Source organism: Frigoribacterium sp. PhB160, from assembly GCF_003751785.1.
Lineage (GTDB): Bacteria > Actinomycetota > Actinomycetes > Actinomycetales > Microbacteriaceae > Frigoribacterium.
Genome location: NZ_RKIE01000001.1, coordinates 819,065 through 843,498, shown reverse-complemented (window position 1 = coordinate 843,498; position 24,434 = coordinate 819,065). Strand labels below are relative to the sequence as shown.

The 24,434-nt window shown below is 72.3% G+C and carries 19 protein-coding genes; 6 read left to right on the top strand and 13 right to left on the bottom strand.

Annotation, left to right across the window (positions count from 1 at the left end):
• Nucleotides 1-30: 30 nt before the first annotated feature.
• Nucleotides 31-1,266 carry a multidrug effflux MFS transporter gene (locus tag EDF38_RS04025; protein WP_370275615.1) on the bottom strand — a complete coding sequence of 412 codons (1,236 nt, stop codon included), beginning with the start codon at nt 1,264-1,266 and terminating at the stop codon, nt 31-33.
• 272 nt (nt 1,267-1,538) lie between these two features.
• Here EDF38_RS04025 and EDF38_RS04020 point away from each other — a divergent pair, with 272 nt between their 5' ends.
• Nucleotides 1,539-2,108: a TetR/AcrR family transcriptional regulator gene (locus EDF38_RS04020; protein ID WP_158613312.1), complete on the top strand. Its 570-nt coding sequence runs from the start codon at nt 1,539-1,541 to the stop codon at nt 2,106-2,108.
• Between the two features lie 49 nt (nt 2,109-2,157).
• Here EDF38_RS04020 and EDF38_RS04015 read toward each other — a convergent pair whose 3' ends face one another.
• From EDF38_RS04015 to EDF38_RS03990, 6 genes are all read right to left on the bottom strand, one after another.
• Entirely contained in the window at nt 2,158-2,748 is a 591-nt protein-coding gene (locus EDF38_RS04015; protein WP_123354084.1) for an MOSC domain-containing protein, read from the bottom strand.
• 176 nt (nt 2,749-2,924) lie between these two features.
• Entirely contained in the window at nt 2,925-4,022 is a 1,098-nt protein-coding gene (locus EDF38_RS04010; RefSeq protein WP_123354083.1) for a sugar-binding protein, read from the bottom strand.
• Between the two features lie 105 nt (nt 4,023-4,127).
• On the bottom strand, nt 4,128-5,510 hold the full coding sequence (gene mmsB / locus EDF38_RS04005; RefSeq protein ID WP_123354082.1) for a multiple monosaccharide ABC transporter permease: 1,383 nt from the start codon (nt 5,508-5,510) through the stop codon (nt 4,128-4,130).
• Complete coding sequence (gene mmsA, locus EDF38_RS04000) at nt 5,507-7,027, bottom strand: multiple monosaccharide ABC transporter ATP-binding protein (RefSeq protein ID WP_123355014.1); 1,521 nt, start codon at nt 7,025-7,027, stop codon at nt 5,507-5,509. The genes mmsB and mmsA overlap by 4 nt, the downstream gene beginning before the upstream one ends.
• A gap of 410 nt (nt 7,028-7,437) precedes the next feature.
• A complete protein-coding gene (locus EDF38_RS03995; protein WP_123355013.1) occupies nt 7,438-8,454 on the bottom strand; it encodes a LacI family DNA-binding transcriptional regulator in 1,017 nt (338 codons plus the stop codon).
• Nucleotides 8,455-8,561: 107 nt separating this feature from the next.
• On the bottom strand, nt 8,562-9,944 hold the full coding sequence (locus EDF38_RS03990; protein ID WP_233572196.1) for an MFS transporter: 1,383 nt from the start codon (nt 9,942-9,944) through the stop codon (nt 8,562-8,564).
• 126 nt (nt 9,945-10,070) lie between these two features.
• On the opposite strand from EDF38_RS03990, the gene EDF38_RS03985 reads away from it, so the two are divergent.
• Nucleotides 10,071-11,897 (top strand): cell wall-binding repeat-containing protein, encoded by a 1,827-nt coding sequence (locus EDF38_RS03985; protein ID WP_123354081.1) that lies wholly within the window; start codon nt 10,071-10,073, stop codon nt 11,895-11,897.
• Nucleotides 11,898-12,033: 136 nt separating this feature from the next.
• Here EDF38_RS03985 and EDF38_RS03980 read toward each other — a convergent pair whose 3' ends face one another.
• Both EDF38_RS03980 and EDF38_RS03975 read right to left on the bottom strand, forming a co-directional pair.
• On the bottom strand, nt 12,034-13,206 hold the full coding sequence (locus EDF38_RS03980) for a cystathionine gamma-synthase (protein ID WP_123354080.1): 1,173 nt from the start codon (nt 13,204-13,206) through the stop codon (nt 12,034-12,036).
• A gap of 68 nt (nt 13,207-13,274) precedes the next feature.
• Nucleotides 13,275-14,639 carry a cystathionine beta-synthase gene (locus tag EDF38_RS03975; RefSeq protein ID WP_123354079.1) on the bottom strand — a complete coding sequence of 455 codons (1,365 nt, stop codon included), beginning with the start codon at nt 14,637-14,639 and terminating at the stop codon, nt 13,275-13,277.
• Nucleotides 14,640-14,956: 317 nt separating this feature from the next.
• On the opposite strand from EDF38_RS03975, the gene EDF38_RS03970 reads away from it, so the two are divergent.
• Together EDF38_RS03970 and EDF38_RS03965 are read left to right on the top strand one after the other, a co-directional pair.
• Nucleotides 14,957-15,616, top strand: a complete 660-nt coding sequence (locus EDF38_RS03970) for a DUF3105 domain-containing protein (protein WP_199734578.1) — start codon at nt 14,957-14,959, stop codon at nt 15,614-15,616.
• A complete protein-coding gene (locus EDF38_RS03965) occupies nt 15,613-16,344 on the top strand; it encodes a DUF305 domain-containing protein (RefSeq protein ID WP_233572195.1) in 732 nt (243 codons plus the stop codon). Before EDF38_RS03970 ends, EDF38_RS03965 begins: the two co-directional genes overlap by 4 nt.
• 21 nt (nt 16,345-16,365) lie before the next feature.
• Here the strand turns inward: EDF38_RS03965 and EDF38_RS03960 are convergent, their stop codons facing one another.
• Nucleotides 16,366-18,249 (bottom strand): ABC transporter ATP-binding protein, encoded by a 1,884-nt coding sequence (locus EDF38_RS03960; RefSeq protein ID WP_123354077.1) that lies wholly within the window; start codon nt 18,247-18,249, stop codon nt 16,366-16,368.
• Nucleotides 18,250-18,441: 192 nt separating this feature from the next.
• Here EDF38_RS03960 and EDF38_RS03955 point away from each other — a divergent pair, with 192 nt between their 5' ends.
• Both EDF38_RS03955 and EDF38_RS03950 read left to right on the top strand, forming a co-directional pair.
• Nucleotides 18,442-20,037 carry a LuxR C-terminal-related transcriptional regulator gene (locus EDF38_RS03955; protein WP_123354076.1) on the top strand — a complete coding sequence of 532 codons (1,596 nt, stop codon included), beginning with the start codon at nt 18,442-18,444 and terminating at the stop codon, nt 20,035-20,037.
• A 31-nt stretch (nt 20,038-20,068) separates the two neighbouring features.
• On the top strand, nt 20,069-21,508 hold the full coding sequence (locus EDF38_RS03950) for an APC family permease (protein ID WP_123354075.1): 1,440 nt from the start codon (nt 20,069-20,071) through the stop codon (nt 21,506-21,508).
• Between the two features lie 120 nt (nt 21,509-21,628).
• Here EDF38_RS03950 and rplL read toward each other — a convergent pair whose 3' ends face one another.
• From rplL to EDF38_RS03935, 3 genes are all read right to left on the bottom strand, one after another.
• On the bottom strand, nt 21,629-22,012 hold the full coding sequence (gene rplL / locus EDF38_RS03945) for a 50S ribosomal protein L7/L12 (protein WP_056053063.1): 384 nt from the start codon (nt 22,010-22,012) through the stop codon (nt 21,629-21,631).
• Nucleotides 22,013-22,061: 49 nt separating this feature from the next.
• On the bottom strand, nt 22,062-22,577 hold the full coding sequence (rplJ, locus tag EDF38_RS03940; RefSeq protein WP_123354074.1) for a 50S ribosomal protein L10: 516 nt from the start codon (nt 22,575-22,577) through the stop codon (nt 22,062-22,064).
• A 269-nt stretch (nt 22,578-22,846) separates the two neighbouring features.
• Nucleotides 22,847-24,388, bottom strand: a complete 1,542-nt coding sequence (locus EDF38_RS03935) for a HAMP domain-containing sensor histidine kinase (RefSeq protein WP_123354073.1) — start codon at nt 24,386-24,388, stop codon at nt 22,847-22,849.
• Nucleotides 24,389-24,434: the final 46 nt, after the last annotated feature.

Below are 24,434 nucleotides of genomic sequence, written 5' to 3'. Positions count from 1 at the left end.
TGGTCGGCCGCGCCGCGCCTCCGGCGGGGGTCAGTGGCCGAGCGGCGGGACGGTGCGGGGGCGCACCAGCAGCCAGAGCGCGAGGATGCCGACGATCGTGGTGCAGATCATCACGCTGCCCATCGGGACGGCGGAGCCGATGCCGAGGAACCCGACGACCGGCGAGATGAGGCCGGCCAGCCCGAAGTTGAGCGCGCCGAGGAGGGACGCCGCGGTGCCGGCCTCCTTGCCGTGGTTCGCGAGGCCGAGCACCTGCACCTGGGGGAAGGTGAAGCCGCACGCCGCGATGAAGAACCAGAGCGGCACGAGGATGCCGACGAGGCCCGCGCCGAGCGAGTCGAGCACCACGATGGCGATCGCGGCGAGCAGCAGCACGCTGGTGGCGCCGGCGAGGATCCACTGCGGGCCGATCCGCCGCGCGAGGCGAGAGCTGATCTGCACGCCCGCGACGATGCCGAGGGAGTTGACGGCGAAGAGGTAGCCGTACTGCTGGGCGTCGAGGCCGTAGACCTCCTGGAAGAGGAAGGACGACGCCGACAGGTAGGTGAAGAGCCCGGAGAAGACCATCGCGCCGATGAGGGCGACGCCGACGAAGACCCGGTCGCTGAACAGGGACTTGTACCGCTGGCCCAGGGTCGAGTGCCCGGCCTCGGCCCGACGGGCGGGCGGCAGCGTCTCGACGATGAGGAACATCGCGGCGACGATGACGAACGCCCCGTACGCGACGAGGAAGACGAACACGCCGCGCCAGCTCGTGAAGACGAGCAGCTGCGAGCCGATCACCGGGGCGAGGATCGGCGCCATGCCGTTGACGAGCGCGAGACGCGACAGCATGCGGACGAGCGGCAGGCCGCCGAACAGGTCGCGCACCATCGCCATCGCGACGACGCCGCCGGCCGCGGCGCCCATGCCCTGCAGCACGCGGAACACGCCGAGCCACGCGATGTCGGGGGCCGTCGCGGCGCCGACGCTCGCGAGGATGTGCAGGGCCGTGGCGGCGATCAGGGGCGTGCGGCGGCCGACCTTGTCGCTCCACGGGCCGACCAGCAGCTGGCCGACGCCGAAGCCGACGGTCGTGGCGGTCAGCGTCAGCTGCACGAGGCCCGCCGTCACGCCGAGGTCGTCCTCGAGCGCGGGGAACGCCGGCAGGTACAGGTCGATCGTGAACGGCCCGAGCGCGGTGAGCGCGCCGAGCACGATCACGTAGACGAGTCGCTGGCGCCGCGTCAGGGAGTCGCCGGGGTGCAGGACGGTGGTCACGGTCAGCCTTCGAGGACGCCCTCCGGAGGCGCGGGGCGACTCGGATCGAATCGGTTCGATCACGAGACGCACGACCGGGTGCCGGAGGTGGTGGAGGTGGGGGGAGGGAGGCGGCGGTCGGGGCCGTGGTGCGGACGCCGCCACGTCGATGCTAACCCGCGGGGCCGCCGCCCCGACAGTCCGCGCGACACCCGATGTCGCCGAGACCGACGAGTGTCGAGGACGGTCTAGGCTCGGGGCCAGCCCGATCGGGCGGTCCAGGAGCACAGGAGGTCGCCATGGTCGACGCCCGCATCGTCCAGACGACGAAGGCCCTTCACGGCGCCATCGTCGAGCTCGCGTCGCAGAAGCCCGTCTCGTCGATCACGGTCGCCGACGTCACCCGCGCGGCCGGCATCAACCGGGCGACGTTCTACAGCCACGCGACCTCGCCGGGCGGCCTGCTGACCGACGTCATCACGCCCGAGCTCGACGCCATCCGGGCCGACGACTCCGCGGCCCGGGCCGCCGCCCCGGGCACCGACGGCGCCGAGATCACCCGTCGCGGGGTCGAGAAGGTCGTCGACCACGTCGTCCGCTACCGCGAGATGTACCGCCACGCGCTGCCCGACCCGCTCGACGCCTCCATCCACCAGGCCCTCGCCGGCCACTTCGAGACCTCTGCCCTGCAGCACGTCGAGCGCCTGCCCGAGGGCACGCTGCCCGAGGGCCTCTCCGTGCACATCGCCGCGGGCTTCTTCGCCCACGCCCTCGTCGGCGCGATCGAGGCCTGGCTCGGCGGCAAGCGCACCAGCCGCAAGACGCTGCTCGACACGATCACGGCCATGGTGCCGAGCTGGTGGCAGTGAGGCGGAGCCTCCGTCCGGGCCCCTCGGGGCCGGGTCTCGGCGTGACGGCCTAGTCGCGCGGCCGTGACGGGCCGGGTGGCGTCGGCTCGTCGCCCCGGGCGTCGAGCACGGTCAGCACGGCCGGGCCGAGGCGCAGCACGCCGTCGGTGAGCGGACGGCAGCGCACTCCCCCGCGGCCCCGCAGCCCACGGAACGCCCCGGGCGCGAGCACGACGTCCATCCACGCGCAGGGGTTCGCGGGTCGCCCGACGAGCAGCTCGACCGGGCCGTCGCCGCTGTCGAGCGACACGACCGCGCCGCGCGGCAGGGCGTCGACGTCGACGCCGCGCAGCACGACGTTGCGCCGGGTGGCCGCGACGTCGAGACCGGGAGCGCCCAGCTCGGCGGCGACCGCGTCGAGCTGCTCCGCCGCGAACAGCGTGACGGAGGCGTCGCGGTGCGCGGGCTTAGCGAAGTACCGGTCGCCGACGACGCCGAGGCCGGCGCGCAGCTCGACGCTCTCGTGCAGCTCGGGGCCGCGCGGCGACGCGGGGCCGTCGCCGGGCCGACCGACGTAGCGCTGGCGCGGGGACGAGAGCAGGAGCTCGACGGTGACCGGCTGCGGGCGGCCGGCCCGCGCCTCCTCGTCTGCCCCTCGCACGCCCCCACGCTAGCCGCCCCGCCCCTCGTGCTCCCGACCCTCGGCACGAGAGCGACCACACGGCCGGGCAGGCGGGCCGGGTACGCGGGCGGGACGACGAGAGCCGACCGCCCGGGCGGGCGATCGGCTCTCGGTGCCGGCGGCGGTCGGGGACCGCCGCCGGGCGTGGTGCGGGACTACTTGGTCAGCGGCTCGAGGGTCGGGTCGTTGGCGTAGGCCTCGGCGGCGTTCTCCTTGGTGACGATCTGCGGGGGCAGCAGGTACGCCGGGACGACCTTGGAGCCGTTGTCGTACGACTTGTCGTCGTTCGTCTCGGCCTTGTCGCCGGCGGCGATCGACGAGACCATCGCGACGGCCTGCTTGACCAGGTTGCGCGTGTCCTTGTTGATCGTCGAGTACTGCTCGCCGGCCATGATCGACTTGACCGACTCGACCTCGGAGTCCTGACCGGTGACGACGGGGACCGTCTTGCCGGCCTGCTTCACCGAGGTGATGATGGCGCGGGCGAGGGTGTCGTTCGGGCTCAGGACGCCGTCGAGCTCCTTGTCGGCGTAGGTGCTGTTGATCAGCGAGTCCATGCGGCGCTGGGCGTTCTCGGCCTTCCAGCCGTCGGTCGCCGTCTGCTTGATGTCGGTCTGGCCCGAGCCGACCACGACGGTGCCGTCGTCGATCTTGGGCTGGAGGACGCTCATCGCGCCGTCGAAGAAGACGGCCGAGTTGGCGTCGTCCGACGAGCCGGAGAAGAGCTCGATGTTGTACGGGCCCTCCGCCTTCTTGGCGGCCATGCCGTCGAGCAGGGCCTGGCCCTGGAGCTCGCCGACCTTGAAGTTGTCGTACGCGACGTAGTAGTCGACGTCCTCGGTGTTGAGGATGAGGCGGTCGTACGCGATGACGACGGCGCCGGCGTCGTGCGCCGCCTTGACCTGGGTGCCGAGCTGGCCGCCGTCGGCCGCGCCGATGATGATCACCTTCGCGCCCTTGGTGACCATCGACTGGATCTCCTCCTGCTGGTTCGCGACGGTGCCGGAGGCGGCCGCGTACTGCACGTCGGGCTTGAAGCCCGCGTCGGTGAGGTCCTGGGTGAACAGGTCGCCGGCGAGGACCCAGTTCTCCGAGGTCTTCGCGGGCAGCGCGACGCCGATCGTCGAGCCGTCGGCGAAGCCGCTGGTGGCGTCGCCGGCTCCGGCCTCGGTGCGGGCGGAGTTGGAGCAGCCGCTCAGGATCAGCGTCGTTGCTGCGGCGACCGCCATGGTCGCCAGCGCGATTTTGCGCATGCTGTGTCTACTTTCTCGTAGGGGTGGTGCGATGGTCGGGCTGCCGGTGAGGGAGCCCTGGGGAGGCGCGTCCGGCCGTCGGTGGACGGGCGCGCAGGAGCGGGTCTAGTTGGGGGTCGTGGCGCGCGGCCGCTGCTGGTCGGACAGGTCGCCGTTCGGCTGCAGCGGGCCCTCGGTCGTGGAGGCGTCGGTGCCGACGCCGCCCTGGCCGCCGGAGGCGCCGCTCGTGCCGGCCGCGGCCGGGGCCGCGATGCCGTCCTTGTCGCGGCGGAGGCCGCGGGTGAGGAAGCCGGTGATCGACGGGCGGCCCTGGCTCTTGTTGTAGACGTCGATGGCGACGGCGATCAGCAGGACCAGGCCCTTGATCATCTGCACCTTGTCGGAGCCGACGCCGAGCAGCTGGAGGCCGTTGTTGAGGACGGCGATGACGAAGCCACCGACGATCGAGCCCGTGACCGTGCCGATGCCGCCGGCGACGGCCGCGCCGCCGATGAAGACCGACGCGATCGCGTCGAGCTCCCAGTTCAGGCCGTCCTGGGGGCCGGAGGCGCCGGCGCGGGCCACGTAGATCATTCCGGCCACGGCGGCGAGCACCGACATGTTCATCATGACGAAGAAGTTGATCCGCTTCGCCTTGACGCCCGACAGCTCGGCGGCGTGGGCGTTGCCGCCGACCGCGTAGATGTGGCGGCCGAAGATCGTGTTCTGCGTGACGAAGCCGTAGACCAGCACGAGGACGCCGAGGATGATGCCCGACACCGGGAACGACGTTCCGACGCGACCGCCGCCGAAGAGCGTCGCGGCGTAGAGGATGACCGCGGCGAGCACGAGCACCTTGAACACGCTGACCCAGAGGGGCGCCATCTCGGAGCCCATCGAGCGCTGCACGCGGCGCAGTCGCACCTCGCGGAACACGACGACCAGGGCCAGCAGGAGGCCGAGCAGCAGGGTCGCGTTGTTGTAGCCGGTGTTGGGCCCGAACTCGGGCAGGTAGCCGGCGCCGATGACGGTGAAGCCCTCCGGCACGGGCAGCGTGACGGCGTTGCCGACGAACTGGTTCGCACCGCGGAAGAGGAGCATGCCCGCGAGGGTGACGATGAAGGCCGGGACGCCGACGTACGCGACCCAGAAGCCCTGCCAGGCGCCGATCGCCGCGCCGACCACGAGGCCGAACACGATGGCGACGGGCCATGGGAAGTCCCAGTTCGTCATCGACGTCGCGACCATGATGCCGACGAAGGCGGCGACCGAGCCGACCGAGAGGTCGATGTGGCCGGCGACGATGACCATCACCATGCCGATGGCGAGGATGAGGATGTAGGAGTACTGGCTGACCAGGGCGATGAGGTTCGGCGGGTCGAGCGTCAGGCCCCCCGTCAGCACCTGGAAGAACAGGATGGCGACGACGAGCGTCGCGATCATGCCGAACTGGCGGGCGTTCGACGTGTTGCCGCCGAACACCTTCTTCAGGTCTTTGATGCCACTCATGCGGCGTGCTCCTTCTTCTTCGACGTCATGGTCCTCATGAGCGTCTCGGCGTCGGCCTCCGACGCGTCGATCTCGTTGGTGACGGAGCCCTCGAAGATCGTGTAGATGCGATCGGAGAGCCCCAGCAGCTCGGGGAGCTCGGACGAGATGACGATCACGCCTTTCCCCTGGGCCGCGAGCTGGTTGATGATGTTGTAGATCTCGAACTTGGCGCCCACGTCGATGCCACGGGTCGGCTCGTCGAGGATGAGCAGGTCGGGGTCGGTGAACATCCACTTCGCCAGGACGACCTTCTGCTGGTTGCCGCCGGAGAGCTTGGCGACCCCCTCGTCGACCGTCGGCGTCTTGACCCGCAGGCTCTTGCGGTACGACTCGGCGATCGAGTGCTCCTCGTACGTGTTGACGACGGAGGCGCGGGAGATCTTCGTGAGCTTGGCCGCGACGGTCGAGCGCTTGATGTCGTCGAGCAGGTTCAGCCCGAGCACCTTGCGGTCCTCCGAGACGTAGGCGAGGCCGTGGTCGATGGCGTCGGAGACGTTCTTGAGCTGGATCGTCTCGCCGTCCTTGACGATCTCGCCGGAGACGAACTGGCCGTACGAGCGGCCGAAGATGCTCATCGCGAGCTCGGTGCGGCCGGCGCCCATGAGCCCGGCGAGGCCGACGATCTCGCCGCGGCGGACGCTGATGGACGATCCCTTGCAGACGAACCGCTCGGCGGTCTGCGGGTGGCGCACCCACCAGTCCTTGACCTCGAAGAAGACCTCGCCGATCTTCGGCGTGCGGTCGGGGAAGCGGCTCGCGAGGTTGCGGCCGACCATGCCGCGGATGATGCGGTCCTCGTTGACGCCGTCGGCGACGACGTCGAGCGTCTCGATGGTCTTGCCGTCGCGGATGATCGTGATCGAGTCGGCGATGGCCTCGATCTCGTTGAGCTTGTGGCTGATCATGATCGACGCGATGCCGCGGCCCTTGAGCCCGCGGATGAGGTCGAGCAGGTGCTGCGAGTCGGCCTCGTTGAGGGCCGCCGTGGGCTCGTCGAGGATGAGCAGCTTGACGTTCTTGTTCAGCGCCTTCGCGATCTCGACGAGCTGCTGCTTGCCGACGCCGAGGTTCTTGACGGCGGTGTCGGGGTCGTCCGCGAGGCCGACGCGGGCGAGCAGGTCGACGGCGCGCGACTTGGCGGCGCGCCAGTCGATGGCGCCGAACTTCGTCGGCTCGTTGCCGAGGAAGATGTTCTCGGTGATCGACAGCTCGGGGATCAGCGCGAGCTCCTGGTGGATGATCACGATGCCCTGCGACTCGCTGGAGCGGATGTCGCGGAAGCGCATCTCGTCGCCCTGGTAGACGATCTCGCCCGTGTAGCTGCCGTACGGGTAGACGCCCGACAGCACCTTCATCAGCGTCGACTTGCCGGCGCCGTTCTCGCCGCAGATGGCGTGGACCTCGCCGGCGCGGACCTCCATCGACACGTGGTCGAGGGCCTTGACCCCGGGGAACTCCTTGGTGATGGACCGCATCTCGAGGATGATCGGGGCGTCAACGGCCACGGCCCGCACCTCCGCGCTCGGTGCTCGTCGTCATCGGTGCACTCGGCACATCGACCTCCAGGTTCGACTTCGTCGTCGGCCGGTCACTCCCTCGCGGGCGTGGCGGGCACTTCTCGGCAGTCGCGGCGGCGGCCCGGGCACCCGGGGGCCTGTCGGCCAGCCGGTGCTCGTGATGTGACCGTTCACACCGCGACTGGAGCAAAGCTAGACCCGGCGGTGGTCGCTGTCAAATGCCGATGCGCATCCGTTATGGAGGGCTCCCGGCGGGATCGTCGCGGAGGTCGTGGACGGGAGCTTGACCAGGTCCGGACGAGGCTCGGACGAGCGCCCGACGAGAGCCGAGCACGGCGTCGTCGGCGGACCCGACGGACCCGACGGCCTCAGAGGAACCAGGGCCGGTCGGTCGACCCGCGGACGATCAGCTCGGCCGGCAGCAGGGTGCGGTCGGCGACCGTGCGCCCGGCGATCTCGGCGACGACCAGCTCGACCGCGCGCCTCCCGATCAGCTCGAAGTCCTGGCGGACGGTCGTGAGCGGCGGCCAGAGGTGCGCCGCCGTCGGCGAGTCGTCGAAGCCGACGACGCTCACCTCGCGGGGCACGTCGACGTCCGCCTCGCGGAAGGCGTGCAGCAGGCCGACCGCCATCAGGTCGTTCGCCGAGAAGACGGCCGTGAAGTCGCGCCGCCGCAGCAGCTCCTTGCCGGCGAGGTAGCCGAAGTCGGCGGTCAGGTCGCCGAGGATCGGCGGTTCCACCGACAGCTCGGCCTCCCCCATCTCGTAGAGGAAGCCCTGCATCCGCTCGTCGGCCTCGATCCAGTCCTGCGGGCCGGCCACGTGCACGATGTGCCGGTGGCCGAGGTCGATGAGGTGCCGCGTCGCGAGACGCGCCCCCGCGTGCTGGTCGACGGACAGGCTGTGCGCGGTGCTGCGCGCGGTGGAGTCGAGGGCGACGATCGGCACCGAGAGCTCGAGCTCGTCGAGCACGTCGAAGAACTTGCGCTGGGGGGCGATGACGATGATCGCCTCCACCGCCTGGTTCGTCAGCAGGTCGACGCTCGCCCGCACGTCGTCGTCGGCGCGCGTGGTGCTGGCGATGCTGAGCCGGTAGCCGGCGGCGCGCGCCTCGACCTCGATCGCGTTGACCATGGTCTGCGGCCCGAAGTGCACGTTCTGCAGGGTCAGCACGCCGATCGCCTTCGACCGGCTCGTGACGAGCGCCCGGGCCGCCTGGTTCGGCCGGTACCCGATCTCGTCGATGACGTCGAGCACGCGCTGCCGCGTGGCGGGGCGGATGCTCGGGCTGTCGTTCAGCACGCGCGAGACGGTCTGGTACGAGACGCCGGCGAGGGCGGCCACGTCGCGGATGTTGGGGGCGCGCACCTTGTCGACCTCAGGCATCACGTCGCTCCATCGCTGATCGACGATGTGACCGTACACATCGTGCGGACACCATTATGCATTCGACCGGCCGACCCCTCGACCGCCCCTCGACCGCCGGAGGCGCGTCACCGGCCGCGAGGGACGCCCCGCCCGCTGACCCCCAGCGCGAGCACCGCCACGGCGAGCGCGACGACGAAGCAGGCGACGAACGCGGCGGGCTGCTCCGCTCCCCCGAGCTGCACGAAGGCGGCGCCCGTCACGGCGAGGGCGACGGCGGAGCCCGACGAGTCGGCGATGGTCAGCGACGAGCTGTTGAAGCCCTTCTCGTCGTCGCCCGACCAGCGCAGCACGAGCACGGAGAAGCGCGGGTACATGAAGCCCATGCCAGCGCCGGCGAGCGACCACCCGACGATGACGACCGTGGGCGGCAGGTGCCAGAGCGGCGTCGCCGCCGCCGACGCGGTGCCGACGACGACGAGCGCGATGCCGACGCGGATGCCCGCGAGCTGGGGCACGCGGTCGCCGAGGCGGCCCTGCAGCCAGCTCGAGGCCGCCCACGCGACGGCGCCGAGCGTCAGGGTGATGCCGGAGGCGGTGGTCGAGAAGCCGTACTCCGCCGAGAGCATGTAGGGCAGGTACACGTCGCTGCCGAGGAAGGCCGCGCCGACGAGGCCACGGAGCAGGACGAGGGCAGGCACGCCGGGCGCGGCCCGGAACGTGCCCGCCGGGAGGAGCGGTCGGAGCGCGACGCCGAGCACGGCGACGGCCCCCACGACGACGACGGCCCCGGCCCAGACCGGGAGCTCGCCGACGAGGTTGAGGGCGAGCACGGCGAGCGCGGCCCCGACCGACCAGGCGATGCGGCCGACGCTCCAGGCGACGCGGGCCTCGCCCTCGGCCGGCACGGTCGGCGGCACGCGCCTCAGGCTCGGCAGGACCATGGCGAACGCGGGCACGGCCGCCACGAGGGCCCCGAGGAAGACCCAGTGCCAGCCGAGCGTCTCGGTGACCGCCCCCGCGATGACCGGCCCGACGAGCCCGGGCACCACCCACGCGGCGGCGAACCCCGCGAAGATCGAGGGGTGCAGCGGCGGCGGGTAGAGCCGCGACACCATGACGTAGAGGCCGACGATGACGGCGCCCGAGCCGAGGCCCTGGACGAGCCGCCCGAGCAGCAGCACGACCATGTCGGGCGCGGTGCCGACGACGGCGAGACCCACGGCGAAGGCGATCATGGAGGCGGTGACGACGACCCGGGGGCCGCTGCGGTCGGCCCAGTTGCCGGCCACCACCATCCCCACCACGCCCGACGCGAGCGGCGACGCGAAGGCGAGCGAGTAGAGCGTCTCGCCGTCGAGCTCGCGGGCGATGGTCGGCATCACCGTCGTGACCGCCAGCGACTCGAAGGCCGCGATGCCGATCAGCGCCACCATGCCGAGCGTCGCCAGGCGGTAGCGGGCCGACAGGACTCCCCCGCGGGGGACGTCGACGGCCTCGGTGGTGCTCACCGGGTCAGCCTACGGCGGGCCGCCGACACGGCCGGGGCCCGGCTGGCGTGACGGGTCGCCCGGCAGCACCTAGGATCGCCCCGGGGCCGACGGGGGTCGTCGCGCCCGACGATCACGGGGGTCCCCTTGCACACATCGACACGTCGCCGCGCCCTGCCCGCGGCCCTGCTCCTCGCCGCCGGCCTCGTCGTCGGCGTCGTGACGCCCGCGTCCGCGGCCGGCACGGCGACGGACGCCGGCGCGATCGAGAGCCACGACCTCGGGTCGTCCTCACGCCAGGCGCTGGCATCGACCGACGCGGGATCAGCTCGACCTGCCGGGTTGCCCGGTTTCGATGTCAGCGAGTTCCAGAAGAACCCGAATTTCGTCCAAGCCAAGAAGGACGGAGCCAGGTTCGCTCTTATCAAGGCGTCAGAGGGTGTGCCGGGCACGTACAAGAACGGGAACTACACGGGGCTCTCCGACAGCCGCCGGGCGTCCCATGCAGCGGGCGCACGGGCCGCCGGCCTGGTGACGGGCTTCTACCATTTCGCCACGCCCTTCTACTCGGCCGGGGCCCCGCAGGCGCAGTTCTTCCTCGACTCCACGCCGACGTGGCAGCCGGGCATGATTCCGCCTGTCCTCGACATGGAGACCGTGGTGGAGGAAAACTGGGACAAGCAGGGCGGGGACCAGTGCTGGGGCCTGTCGAAGCCCGAGATGGTGCTCTGGATCCAGTCCTGGGTCGGCACCGTGGTGGCGCAAGAGGGCGTTCAGCCGATCATCTACACGAACCAGAACTTCTGGTCGGCATGCACCGGCAACAGCACCGCTTTCCCGAAGGACCGCCTCTGGGTCGCCTCCTACGCTCCCTCCTCGACCAATGCACCTGTCGCTACTCCCCCCAAGTCGTCGTTCGCGACCTGGACCTTCTGGCAGTGGTCGCAGACCGCGAACTCGCCCTTCCCCGGCAACCAGGACGTCTTCAACGGCACCGCCACGCAGCTCGACGCCCTGACCCGCCCCGCCGCGACCGCGGTCGGTCGCGTGGCCGGCTCCGACGCGTTCGCGACGGCGGCCTCGATCGCCGCCTCGACCTTCACCCCGCCGGTCGTCGTCGACGGCCCCGCCCGCTCGGGCGGCTCGGTGCCGCTCGTCTACGTCGCCACCCGCGCGAGCTACCCCGACGCCCTCTCCGGAGGCGCGGCGGCCGGCTACGGCAAGGCTCCCGTCCTGCTCACCCTCGGCAACCGCCTCCCGGCGCCGACCCAGGCCGAGCTGCGACTGCTGAAGCCCGCCCGCATCGTCGTCCTCGGCGGCCCCGCCGCCGTCAGCACGGCGGTGGAGAAGCAGCTGGCCGCCTTCGCGACGGGCTCGGGGAAGAAGGTCACGCGCCTCTCGGGCAGCGACCGGTTCACGACGTCCGCGGTCGTGTCGGCGGCGACCTTCCCCGCCGGTCGGGGCGGCACCGCCTACGTCGCCACCGGCACGAACTTCCCCGACGCCCTGTCGGGAGCCGCCCTCGCGAGCGGCGCGGACGCCGGCCCCATGCTGCTGACGCGCCCCGACCGCGTGCCGCCGAGCGTCGCCTCCGAGCTGGCCCGCCTGCGGCCGGCGCGCATCGTCGTCCTCGGCGGCGAGGCGGCCGTCAGCGCGGCCGTGGCGACCCAGCTCGCGACGGTCGCCCCGGTCACGCGCCTCTCCGGCGTCAACCGGTTCGCGACGTCGGCACGCATCGCCGAGTACGGCTACGGCAAGGGCGCCGACACGGCGTTCCTCGCGACGGGGTCGTCGATCCCCGACGCCCTCGCCGGCGCGTCGGCCGCGGGTCGCCTGCGCGCGCCCGTCCTCCTCACCCAGCCCGGCGCCGTCCCGCCCGTGGTGCGTCAGCGCCTCGACGCGCTCGACCCCGACGGGATCGTCGTCCTCGGCGGGCCCGTGGCCGTGAGCACCGCCGTGGAGGCGTCCCTCTAGGCGGGCGGCCGCCCTCGCGACGACGAGGGCGACCGCCCTCGCGACGACGAGACGGGCCGGGCACCGCAGGGATGCGGCGCCCGGCCCGTCTCGTCACTCGCGGGCCGTGCCGCCAGGCGGCCGTCCGGCCGTGCGGCTACGCGCTCGCGCGCCCGAGGGCCTGCTCGACGTCGGCGAGGAGGTCGTCGACGTCCTCGATGCCGACGGAGAGGCGCACGATCGTGTCGGGCACCTCGAGCTCGGTGCCCCGCACCGACGCGTGGGTCATCTCGGTCGGGTAGCCGATCAGCGACTCGACGCCGCCGAGCGACTCGGCGAGCTGGAAGATCTCGGTCGACTCGGCGAAGCGGCGGGCCGCTGCGGCGCCCGCGGCGAGCGAGACCGAGATCATGCCGCCGAAGGCCTTCATCTGTCGGGCCGCGAGCTCGTGGCCCGGGTGCGACTCGAGGCCCGGGTAGTAGACGCGGTCGATCGCCGGGTGCGCCTCGAGCGCGTGCGCGAGGGCGAGCCCGTTCGACGAGTGCCGGTCGACGCGCACGCCGAGCGTCTTGATGCCCCGCACGGTGAGCCACGCCTCCATCGGGGCCGACACGGCGCCCGCGCCGAACTGCACGAAGGCGATCTTCTCCGCCAGCTCGTCGTCGGTCACCACGAGGGCGCCGCCGACGACGTCGGAGTGGCCGCCGATGTACTTCGTCGTCGAGTGCACGACGACGTCGGCGCCGAGCGCGAGCGGCTGCTGCAGGTACGGCGAGGCGAAGGTGTTGTCGACGACGACGAGCGCGCCCGCGGCGTGGCCGATCTCGGCCAGGGCGGTCACGTCGCTGATCTTCATCAGCGGGTTGCTGGGCGTCTCGACCCAGAGCACGTCGGTCTCGCCCGGGCGGACCACGGCGCGGACGGCGTCGAGATCGGTCATCTCGACGGTCTCGAGCGTGACCCCCCACGAGGTCCAGAGGCGGTTCACGAGCCGGTGCGTGCCACCGTAGACGTCGTTGCCCATGACGATCCGCGAGCCCGGCCGCAGCACGGCACGGAGCAGGGCGTCCTCGGCGGCGAGGCCGGAGGCGAAGCTGAACGCGGCGGTGCCGCCCTCGAGGGCGGCGAGGAGCTCTTGCAGGGAGTCGCGGGTCGGGTTGGCCGACCGGGCGTACTCGTAGCCGCCGCGGAACCCGCCGATGCCGTCCTGCACGAAGGTCGACGACTGGTAGATCGGCGGCACGACGGCGCCCGTCGTGGGGTCGAACGCCTGCCCGGCGTGGATGGCGCGGGTCGAGAAGCCGTGCTGGGGGGTGGTGGGGTCGCTCATCTGCGGTCTTCCGGTCGGGGCGGGCGTGGTGGTGGGTCGCGTGGGGGCGTGCGGGGAGGAGGCGCAGCTCAGGCCGAGAGGAACGCGAGCACGTCGTGGCGCGTCAGCACCCCGGCGGGCTTGCCGTCGTCGGTCACGAGCAACGCGTCGGTGGTCTCGAGCGCGGCGCGGGCCGCGGTGATCGACTCGTTGATGCCGATGAGCGGCAGGGGCGCCCCGACGAAGCCGGCGACGGCGTCGCTCATCGCCGCGCCCTTCGTGAAGACGTGCTCGAGCAGCGCCTTCTCCTCGATGGCGCCGACGACCTCGCCGATGACGACGGGCGGCTCGGCCGAGAGCACGGGCATCTGCGAGACGCCGTAGGTCGACATGATGCCGATGACGTCGTGCACGGTGTCGGACGGGTGCGCGTGGACGAGGTCGGGCAGCTCGCCCGACTTCGACGCGATGAGGTCGCGCACCGTGCGCTCGTCGGCGCTGTCGGAGAAGCCGTACGAGCGCATCCACGAGTCGTTGAAGATCTTGCCGAGGTAGCCGCGGCCGCTGTCGGGCAGCAGCACGACCACCACGTCGTCGGGCCCGAGGTCGCGGGCGACGTCGAGGGCCGCCGCGACGGCGAGGCCGGACGAGCCGCCGACCAGCAGCCCCTCCTCGCGGGCGAGTCGACGGGTGAGCGCGAACGAGCGGGCGTCGGAGGCCGCGATGATGCGGTCGACGACGGTGGGGTCGTAGGCGGTCGGCCAGAAGTCCTCGCCCACGCCCTCGACGAGGTACGGGCGACCCGTGCCGCCGCTGTAGACGCTGCCCTCGGGGTCGGCGCCGATGACCTGCACGGCCCCGCCCGAGACCTCTTTCAGGTACTTGCCGGTGCCGCTGATCGTGCCGCCGGTGCCGACGCCCGCGACGAAGTGCGTCACGCGGCCGTCGGTGTCGCGCCAGATCTCGGGCCCGGTCGTCTCGTAGTGGCTGAGCGGCCCGTTGGGGTTCGCGTACTGGTTCGGCTTGAACGCGCCCGGGATCTCGCGCACGAGGCGGTCGGAGACGCTGTAGTACGACTCGGGGCTCGACGGCTCGACCGCGGTCGGCGTCACGACGATCTCGGCGCCGTACGCCCTCAGCACGTTGCGCTTGTCGTCGCCGACCTTGTCGGGCAGCACGAAGACGCAACGGTAGCCGCGCTGCTGGGCGACGAGAGCCAGGCCGACGCCGGTGTTGCCGCTCGTCGGCTCGACGATCGTGCCGCCCGGCTTCAACAGCCCCTCGCGCTCGGCGGCGTCGATGATGCGCGTCGCGATGCGGTCCTTCGACGACCCGCCCGGGTTCAGGTACTCGACCTTGACCAGCACGGTCGCGGAGATGCCCTCGGTGACCTTGTTGAGCTTGACGAGCGGGGTGTCGCCCACGAGGTCGAGGACGGTCTCGGCGTACTTCACGGCTGCTCCGGGTTCTCCGGTGCCGTCGTGGGGCGACCGGATCGGGTGAGGGGGCTTTCTGACGGGTGGTGGCCCGTCTGTCGAGTCTACCGGCGACCGCCCGCGCGTTACGGGCGATGGCAGGTGCGGGCCCGCGGTAGCGTGCCGTCCACGGGATGCGCTGTGACCGACTTCCCAGACACCTGTGGAACAAATTGGTGACGCATCCCCGATCAGGCGGCTCGGTCCCCGAGCCCGACCCGACCGGACCGGAGCCAGCCCGGCGCCGGCACCCGACCCGACCACCCGACCCGATCCCCCCAGCAGAGGACCAACCCGTGGCCAGCAACGACAACAAGCCCAGCGTCAAGCAGCAGCGCGACGCCCGCCGCCAGGAGAAGGTCGCGGCGCTCAAGAAGCAGCAGGCCACCGCGAGGCGCAACCGCCGCATCGGCATCGTCGCGGCCTCCGTCGCGGGTGCCGCGGCGGTCGCCCTCGTCGTGTCGTTCGTGGTCACGAGCGGGCAGCCCCGGCAGGACCCCGACGACGTCGTGGTCGCCGGCGTGCAGACCTGGGACGACCTGACCGCGAACCACGTCACGGGCACCGTCGACTACGAGATGACCCCGCCCGCCGGCGGCGACCACGCCGGCGTCTGGATGAACTGTGGCGTCTACACCGAGCAGGTGCCGAACGAGAACGCCGTGCACGACCTCGAGCACGGCGCGATCTGGTTCACCTACGACCCCGCGCAGGTCACCGACGACCAGATCGAGGCCGTCACCGACCTCGCCCCCTCGACCTACTCGGTCGTCTCGCCCTACGAGGGCATGGACTCCCCGATGTACGTCAGCGCCTGGGGCGCCCAGCTGGCCTTCGACGACCCGGCCGACCCCGCCGTCGCCGACTTCGTCACGAAGTACTGGAAGTCGACCAACGCCCCCGAGCCGGGCGCCGCCTGCACCGGCGGCGTCGACGGCCCCGGACGGGTCGCGTGACCGACGCCCCCGACGACGCGACCGGCGAGGGAGGCGCGACCCGCGCCTCCTCGTCGCGTCGCGCCCGCCTCGTGGTCGCCGCGGTGATCACGCTGGCCCTCGTGCTCGTGGCGGGCGTCGCCGTGGGCCGCCTCACGTCGCCGACGCCGGTCGTGCCGGGCGACCACAGCGTCGAGGCCGGCTTCTCGCGCGACATGCAGGTGCACCACGAGCAGGCCGTCGAGATGTCGATGATCGTCCGCGACCGCAGCGACGCCGACGACGTCCGGACGATCGCCTACGACATCGCCACGGCGCAGGCCCAGCAGGCCGGGCAGATGTTCGCGTGGCTCGAGGTCTGGGGCGTGCCGCAGGCGCCGTCCGAGCCGAGCATGACCTGGATGACCCGGCCCACCCTCGACGGCTCCTACGGCGACCACGCCCACGGCGGCGCGACGACCGGTGCCGACGGGTCGGCGACGCCCGCGCCGAGCCACGTGCCGGGCGAGCCCATGCCGGGCCTCGCGACCGCCGAGCAGATGACCGAGCTGCGGGCCGCCGACGGCGTCGACGCCGAGCGCCTCTACCTCACGCTCATGATCGCCCACCACCGCGGCGGCATCGAGATGGCCGAGGCCGTCGTCGCCCGCAGCGACGACCGTCAGGTCGACGACTTCGCCCGCGGCATGATCGCGACGCAGCAGAGCGACATCGACGCGATGCAGCAGATGCTCGCCGCCCGCGGATAGCCCCGTCGACGGAGGCGCGGCTCAGCCCGCCTGCGTCACCTGCTGCCCGTAGAGCTCGGCGTAGGCGCCGCCACGCGCCAGCAGCTCGTCGTGCGTCCCCCGTTCGGCGATCTCGCCGTCGGCCACGACGAAGATGACGTCGGCCTTCCGCACGGTCGAGAGGCGGTGCGCGATGGCGATGGTCGTGCGGCCCCGCGCCGCCGTCTCGAGGGCCTCCTGCACGACGCGCTCGGAGACCGTGTCGAGGGCGCTCGTCGCCTCGTCGAGGACGAGCACGGCGGGGTCCTTGAGCAGCACGCGGGCGATCGCGATGCGCTGCTTCTCGCCGCCGGAGAGCCGGTAGCCCCGCTCGCCGACGATCGTGTCGTAGCCGTCGGGGAACGACGCGATCGTGTCGTGGATGTTGGCGCGCCGCGCCGCGTCGACGAGCTGCTCGTCGGTGGCGCCCGGCCGCGCGTAGCGGAGGTTGTCGCCGATCGAGGCGTGGAAGAGGTAGGTCTCCTGGCTCACGACGCCGATGTTCGCGACGAGGTCGTCCTGCTCGAGCTCGCGCACGTCCGTCCCGGCGAAGCGCACGACGCCGCCGGTCGCCTCGTAGAAGCGCGGGATGAGGTACGACACCGTCGTCTTGCCCGCGCCGCTCGGGCCGACGAAGGCCGCGAACTGGCCGGGCTCGATGTCGAACGAGACGCCCTTGAGCGTGCGGGCGCCCGGCTCGGCGTCGGGGTAGGCGAACTCGACGGCGTCGAACTCGACGCGGCCGAGCTGCGTGCGGTCGACGCGCACGGGGGTGCCCGCGTCGGTGATGGCGGGCCGCAGGTCGAGGTACTCGAAGATGCGGGCGAAGAGCGCGCCCGACGTCTGCAGGTCGAGGGCCACCCGCAGCAGCCCCATGAGCGGGAAGGTCAGCCGGGCCTGGACGGTCGTGAACGCGACGACCGTGCCGGCCGTGACCGGCACGTCGCGGAGGATCAGCCACGCGGCGACGAGGTAGATGAGCGCGGGGATGACCGACAGGAAGATCTGGACGACGGCGAAGAACCACTGCCCGCTCATCTGCTGCCGCACCTGCAGCCCGATCTGCGTCCGGTTCTCGGCCGAGTAGCGCTCGACCTCGGCGCGCTGCTGGTTGAAGCTCTTCGCGAGCAGGATGCCGCTGACGCTCAGGGCCTCCTGCGTGATGGCCGTCATGTCGGAGAGCGACTCCTGCGTCTTCGTCGCGATGCGGGCCCGCACCTGCCCGACGCGTCGCTGCGCCACGACGAGCAGCGGCAGCAGGATCACCGTGACGACCGTCATCTGCCAGCTCAGCACGAGCATCGAGACGAAGGCGGCGATGACCGTGACGGTGTTGCCGAGCACGCTCGAGATCGTGTTGCTGAGCACCGAGGCCACGCCGCCGACGTCGTTCTGGAGGCGCGACTGGATGACGCCGGTCTTGGTGCGGGTGAAGAAGGCGAGCTCCATGCGCTGGAGGTGCCCGAACAGCCGGATGCGCAGGGCGCCCATGACCTTGTTGCCGACGGTGGCCGTGAGGTACGTCTGCCAGACGCCGATGCCCGCGGAGACCACCCAGAGCGCGACCATCGCGCCGACGATCTCGAGCAGCACGGGCACGTCGGGCCCGCCGGCCGGGAAGAGGCCGCGGTCGAAGGCCTGCTTGGTCAGCAGCGGCGGGGCCACGCCGATGGCGGCGCCGACGAGGACGAGCACCACCGTGACGACGAGGGCCCGTCGATGGGGCGAGAACAGCCCGCGGATGCGCCGGAAGAGGTCGGGGATGCGCGGCGCCTGGGCGTTCGCCGCCTTCTGCGCCCGGGCGTCGCCGCTCGAGACGCGCCCGCCCCCGCCGCCCAGGCGACCGCCGCCCGCGCGCATCCCGCCGCCGCCCGCGACCGAGTCCATCCTGCTCATCCCGCCACGGTACGCCTGCTCGGCGGGCCCCCGAGCCCACCCCAGTTCGGGGTCGAGACGGTCGAAGTCGAGGACCGGGAAGAACACTCAGTTTAGGATGAGGCCGGGGCGGCTCACCGACGCTCCGCAGCTGCAGTCCCCGTACCCGACGGGGGACCCCCCGATGCGGCAGAGGTAGGACCCGTGAACCCGACAGACGCGACCGCCGCGGACAGACCCGGCGACGAGCTAGCCCACACCGACCACCGTGCTGCCCTCGACGCGATCGAGGCGGCCTGGCCGCACGTCGCGCCCCTCCAGGGCGCCCGCCTGCGCGCCGCGGTGCGCTCGGCGCCCGAGGCCGAGTGGCGTGGTCGCCCGCGCATCCTCCTGGCCCTCGCGGCGAGCCACCGCTCCGTGGGCTCGCGCTCGCACAGCGCGGCCCTGCCCTGGTTCCGCGGCGTGGCCAAGGCCATCGACGCCGACCCGACCGTGCCCCTCGACGTCCGCGCCGGCTACCACGTGCACCTCGCCGCGACCCTCCGCACGATGGGCGACCTCGTCGTCGCCCACGAGCACCTCGAGATCTGCCGCACGATGATCGAGACCGACCTCGAGAGCTCGATCGACGTGCGCGTCGCGCTCAGCGCCTCCTTCGCCCTGCAGCTCGGCCTCGTCCGCGTCCACTACGGCGAGTACGACCAGGCGCAGTTCTCGCTCGGGCTGGCGGCCGGCCTCGGCGAGGAGCACCTCAGCCCCGCCGAGCGCGTCGAGTGCCACTCGGCCCTCGCCTACGTCTCGATGCTGCTCGGCGACTTCGCCCTCGCCGGCGACCACGTCCGCCGCGCCGAGCGCCTCGCCGAGGGCACCGAGCTCATGACGAGCGCGTTCGCGGCGCTCTCGCAGATCACGCGCCTGCACCTGGCCCTCGAGCAGGACGAGACCCGCGACCTGCCGGCGATCGTCGAGGCCGTGCTGCTGTCGACCCGCGGCACGGACTGGGAGCCCCTCGGCTCGTTCGCCGAGGCAAGCGTCTGCTTCGCCGAGCGACGCTTCATCGAGGTGCTCGACCACCTGGCCCGCATCACGCGCCTCGCGCAGGGCTTCTCGGGCCGCAGCGACCTGCCCGCCGCGAGCGCGGTGCTGCGCGCCGAGACCATGCGCCAGCTCGGCCAGCCCCACGAGGCCCGCCGCCTCGCGGCCCCGGTGGTGCCGAACGCCCGCCACGTGCTCTGCCCGGCCCGCGTCGTCGCCCTCGTGCACCTCGAGGCCGGCGAGCCCGAGGCCGCCCTGGCGGCGCTCGAGGCGTGCCACGTGCTCGGCGACCTGCACAGCGAGCGCTCGATGGGCCACGTGCACGTCATCACGGCCTCCGCGCACCTGGCGACGGGCGACACGGCCCGGGCCGACATCGAGTTCGACCGCGCCCTGCTCTCGGCCGGGCGCATGGGCTCGATCTGGCCCTTCGCGACCCTGCCCGACGACGACCTGCGCGAGCTGGTCGAGCGCGCGTCGCGCCGGGCGCACCCGCCGCTCATGACGTCGGTGCTCGAGCGCCTGCGCGGCCGGGCCGCCGAGACGGTGCCGCAGCTCGCCGAGCCGCTCAGCGACCGGGAGCTCGTCATCGTGCGCCACCTCGCCACGGGACAGACCCTCGGGCAGATCGGCAGCCAGCTCTACATCTCGGTGAACACGGTGAAGAGCCACGTGCGGAGCATCTACCGCAAGCTGCAGGCGAGCTCCCGCCGCGAGGCGATGGCCCGCGTGCGCCAGCTCGGGCTGCACGTCGACGACGACTGACCCGCCGCCGCCGCTGCGGTAGCCTCTCGCGGTGCCGCACGACAGCCCCTCCCCCGCTCCCGCCCGCCTGCCCCTGACGACGCAGCTGCGTCGACGGAAGCCGCTCGAGTCGTTCGCGGCCGACGTCGACGGGTCGGCGACGCCCCTCCGCCGCACCCTCGGGGTCTGGCACCTCACCGCCATCAGCATCGGCGCCACGCTCGGCACGGGCATCCTCGTCGTGCTCGGCACCGCGGTGCCCCTCGCCGGGCCCGCCGTCTGGATGTCGTTCGTGCTGGCGGGCGTCGCCGCCCTGCTCTCGGCCCTCTCGTACGCCGAGATGGCGGGCAGCGTGCCCGTCTCCGGGTCGAGCTACAGCTACGCCTACGCCACCCTCGGCGAGGGGGTCGCCTGGGTCTGCGGCTGGTGCCTCGTGCTCGAGTACGCCGTCTCGGTCGCCGCGGTGGCCGTGGGCGCCGGGCAGTACGTCGACGAGGCGCTCCAGGTCGTCGGCCTCTCGCTGCCCGCCGCGATCGCCGACCCGCCCGGCGCCGGCGGCGTCGTCAACCTGCCCGCGGCCGTGCTCGTGCTGCTCGCCACGGCCGTGCTGCTGCCGGGCGCCCGCGAGGGCGCCTGGGTCAACACGGTGCTCGTGGTCGTCAAGGTCGGGCTGCTCGTCTTCTTCGTCGCGGTCGCGGCCACGGCCTTCTCCGCGGGCAACTTCGAGCCGCTGGCCCCGATGGGCGCCGCGGGGGTCTCGGCTGCGGCCTCTCGCTTGTTCTTCTCGTACATCGGCTTCGACGCCGCCTCCACGGCCGGCGAGGAGGCCCGCGACCCCCGCCGCGACCTGCCCCGCGCCATCATCGCGTCGATCGTCGTCATCACCGTGCTCTACGTGCTCGTCGCCGTGGCGGCGATCGGCGCCCGCCCGTGGACGGCCTTCACCGACGGCGAGGCGACCCTCGTGACGATCGTCGCGACGATCACCGGCCAGCCGTGGGTGGCCTTCGTGTTCGCCGTGACCGCGGTCGCCGCCATCGCGAGCGTCGTGCTCACCGTGCTCTACGGCCAGACCCGCATCTTCGTCGCGATGGCCCGGGACGGCCTCGTCCCCCGCGTGCTCGGCCGCGTCTCGCCGCGCACCGGGACGCCCGTCGCGGGCACCCTCCTCGTCGGCGGGGCGGTCGCCGCCACCGCCGCGTTCGTGCCGCTGGGGGCCCTCGCCGACGCCACGAGCATCGGCACCCTCTTCGCCTTCGCGCTCGTGAACCTCTCCGTGATGTGGCTGCGGCGCCACCGGCCCGAGCTCGACCGCACCTTCAGGGTGCCGCTCTACCCGGTCGTGCCGATCCTCGGCTGCGCCTCGTGCGTGCTGCTCATGGTCACGCTGGGCTGGGTGACCTGGGTCGCGTTCGCCGTGTGGATGACCGTCGGAGGCGCGGTGTACCTCGGGTACGGACGCCGCCGGTCGGTCGTCGGTCGCGCCTCCTAGGCTCCGCCCTCCCCCGCCGGGCTCCGCCCCCGGGAACGCCGAAAGGCGCCACCCCGGAGGGTGACGCCTTTCAGGTGCTGCGATGCGGCCGGGGCCGCGAGGGGCGCGTGGCCCCGGGGACTACTTGAGGGTGACGGTGGCGCCGGCAGCCTCGAGCTGAGCCTTGGCCTTCTCGGCCGTCTCCTTGTTGGCGCCCTCGAGGACGGTGCTGGGGGCACCGTCGACGACGGCCTTGGCCTCGCCGAGACCGAGGCTCGTGAGCGCGCGGACCTCCTTGATGACCTGGATCTTCTTGTCGCCGACCGAGTCGAGGACGACGTCGAAGGAGTCCTTCTCCTCGACCTCTTCGGCAGCGGCGGCGGGGCCGGCGGCACCGGCGGCGGCCACGGGGGCAGCAGCGGTGACCTCGAAGACCTCTTCGAACTTCTTCACGAACTCGCTGAGCTCGATGAGCGTGAGCTCCTTGAAGGCCTCGATCAGTTCGTCCTGCGTGAGCTTCGCCATTGTTTTCTCCTTGTTGTCTTACTGAAGTGGGGGTGGTGCTGACAGCTCGTTAGCTGTCGGCGTCCTGCTTCGCGCGCAGCGCCTCGACCGTGCGGACGGCCTGCGAGAGCGGAGCCTGGAACAGGTAGGCCGCACCGAACAGCGAGGCCTTGAAGGCGCCGGCCAGCTTGCCCAGCAGCACCTCCCGGGACTCGAGGTCGGCGAGCTTCTTGACCTCGTCCGCCGTGAGCGGGTTACCGTCGAAGTAACCGTTCTTCACGATCAGAGCGGGGTGTGCCTTGGCGAAGTCACGCAAGCCCTTGGCGACGGCGACGGGGTCTCCGTGCACGAAGGCGATCGCCGACGGTCCGACGAGCTCGTCGTCGAACGACGAGATGCCGGCGTTGTTCGCCGCGATCTTGCTGAGCGTGTTCTTCACCACGGCGTACGTCGCGTCTGCACTGATGATCGTGCGGAGCTCCTTGAGCTCCGCCACCGTGAGACCGCGGTACTCGGTGAGCAGGACGGCGGTCGAGTCACGGAAGTTCTCCGTGAGCTCGGCGACCGATGCTTCCTTGTTCGCCATGGCTCTCCTAAAACGTGGGTGTGCCGGCAGCCCCTGGGCACTCGCTCACGTCCACCGCCGAGGCGGGGGAATGAAGAAAGCTCCGGCGCAAGCGCACGGAGCTGGATCTCGCTCGAGAGCGAGGAACGACTTCACACACCTGCGCTGGCTGCTCTCGGTCGAGAACCTTCGGTCTCTGCATGCGAGCATGCGGAGACAACCGGCGGTCTTGGGCTTCGTACAGAGTAGACGGAGGAGGCGCGACCGCGCAAGTCGCGCCTCCTCCGTCGTCAGGTCGGGACGCCGGCGGCGGTCGCGACGGCGCCGGACGAGGGCACCGCGGCGCCCTCGAGCGGCAGGCGGACGGTGAAGACCGCGCCCCGCTCGTCGCTCGTGACGACGACCGAGCCGCCGTGCGAGTGCGCCACGGCCTCGACGATCGCGAGGCCGAGCCCCGTCGACCCCGCGAGGCGGGAGCGCGAGCTGTCGGCCCGCGCGAAGCGCTCGAAGAGCACCGGCAGCACCGCGGGGTCGATGCCCGGCCCGTCGTCGGCGACGGTGACCACGGCCTCGCGGGCACGGTCGTCGACGCCCAGCACGACGTGCACGTTGGTGCCCTCGGGGGTGTGCGTGCGGGCGTTCGTCAGCAGGTTCGCGACGATCTGCTGCAGGCGCATGCCGTCGCCCGGCACGACGACCGGCTCGTCGGGCACGTCGACGTCGACCTCGTGCGTGGTCGACGCCGCGTGCGCGTCGTTGACCGCGTCGAGCACGATGCGGGTCAGGTCGACCTCGCCGACGACCAGGTCGCGGCCCTCGTCGAGGCGGGCGAGCAGCAGCAGGTCCTCCACGAGCGTGGTCATCCGCAGCGACTCCGACTCGATGCGGCCCATGGCGTAGACGACGTCGTCGGGCAGGTCGGCGTTCATCCGGCGGGTGAGCTCGGCGTAGCCCCGCACCGACGCGAGCGGCGTGCGCAGCTCGTGCGAGGCGTCGGCGACGAACTGGCGCACCTTGTTCTCGCTCTGCTGCCGCGCCTCCAGCGCTCCCTCGACGTGGCCGAGCATGCGGTTCAGCGAGGCGCCGACCCGGCCGACCTCGGTGCGCGTGTCGGTGTCCTCCGCCGCGACGCGCTCGGCGAGGGCGACCTCGCCGCGGTCGAGCGGGAGCTCCGCGACGCGGAGGGCCGTGGCCGACATGCGCTCGAGCGGACGGAGCGCGCTCCGCACCACGCCGAAGGCGATGCCGATCGCGACGGCGAGGCCGAGCAGGGTGACGGCGGCGATCGACACGACCATCACCGTGACGGTCGAGGTGACGCCGTCGAGCGGCAGGCCGACGACGAGCCAGGCCTGCGAGAACGAGCCGCCGGAGGCCGTGGCGATCGACACGGGCACCGACTCGACCCGGTAGCTGCCGAGGGTGCCGCCCAGGTCGACCGAGACGGGCTCGGGCTCGTCGACGACCCCCTGCAGGGTGGCCGAGCTCTGCGCGGTGACCGGGTCGTCGAGCTGACCGGTGCGGGTGATGCTGTAGGCGTCGATGACCTGGTCGCCGACGACGAACGCGGTGAACGTGCCGGGGGCCTGTCGCGGTGCGCTGATGTCGTACTGGTCGGGCGTGAGGCTCGGTCGGCCGGCGGAGCCCTGGGTGGCGTTCGTCAGCGCGCGCTGCGTCGCGTCGGCGAGCTCGCCGTCGAGCTGCGACAGGAGCGAGACGCGCAGCACGACGACGCTGACGGCCCCGATGGCGACCGTGAGCAGGACGACGAGGGCGACGATGCTGAGGATCAGGCGCTTGCGGAGGGTGAGCGGTCCGGCGAGGCCGGGCACGCGCCTCCCCAGGCTCGCGAGTCGTGCCCCCGCCCGCCCGGGCGAG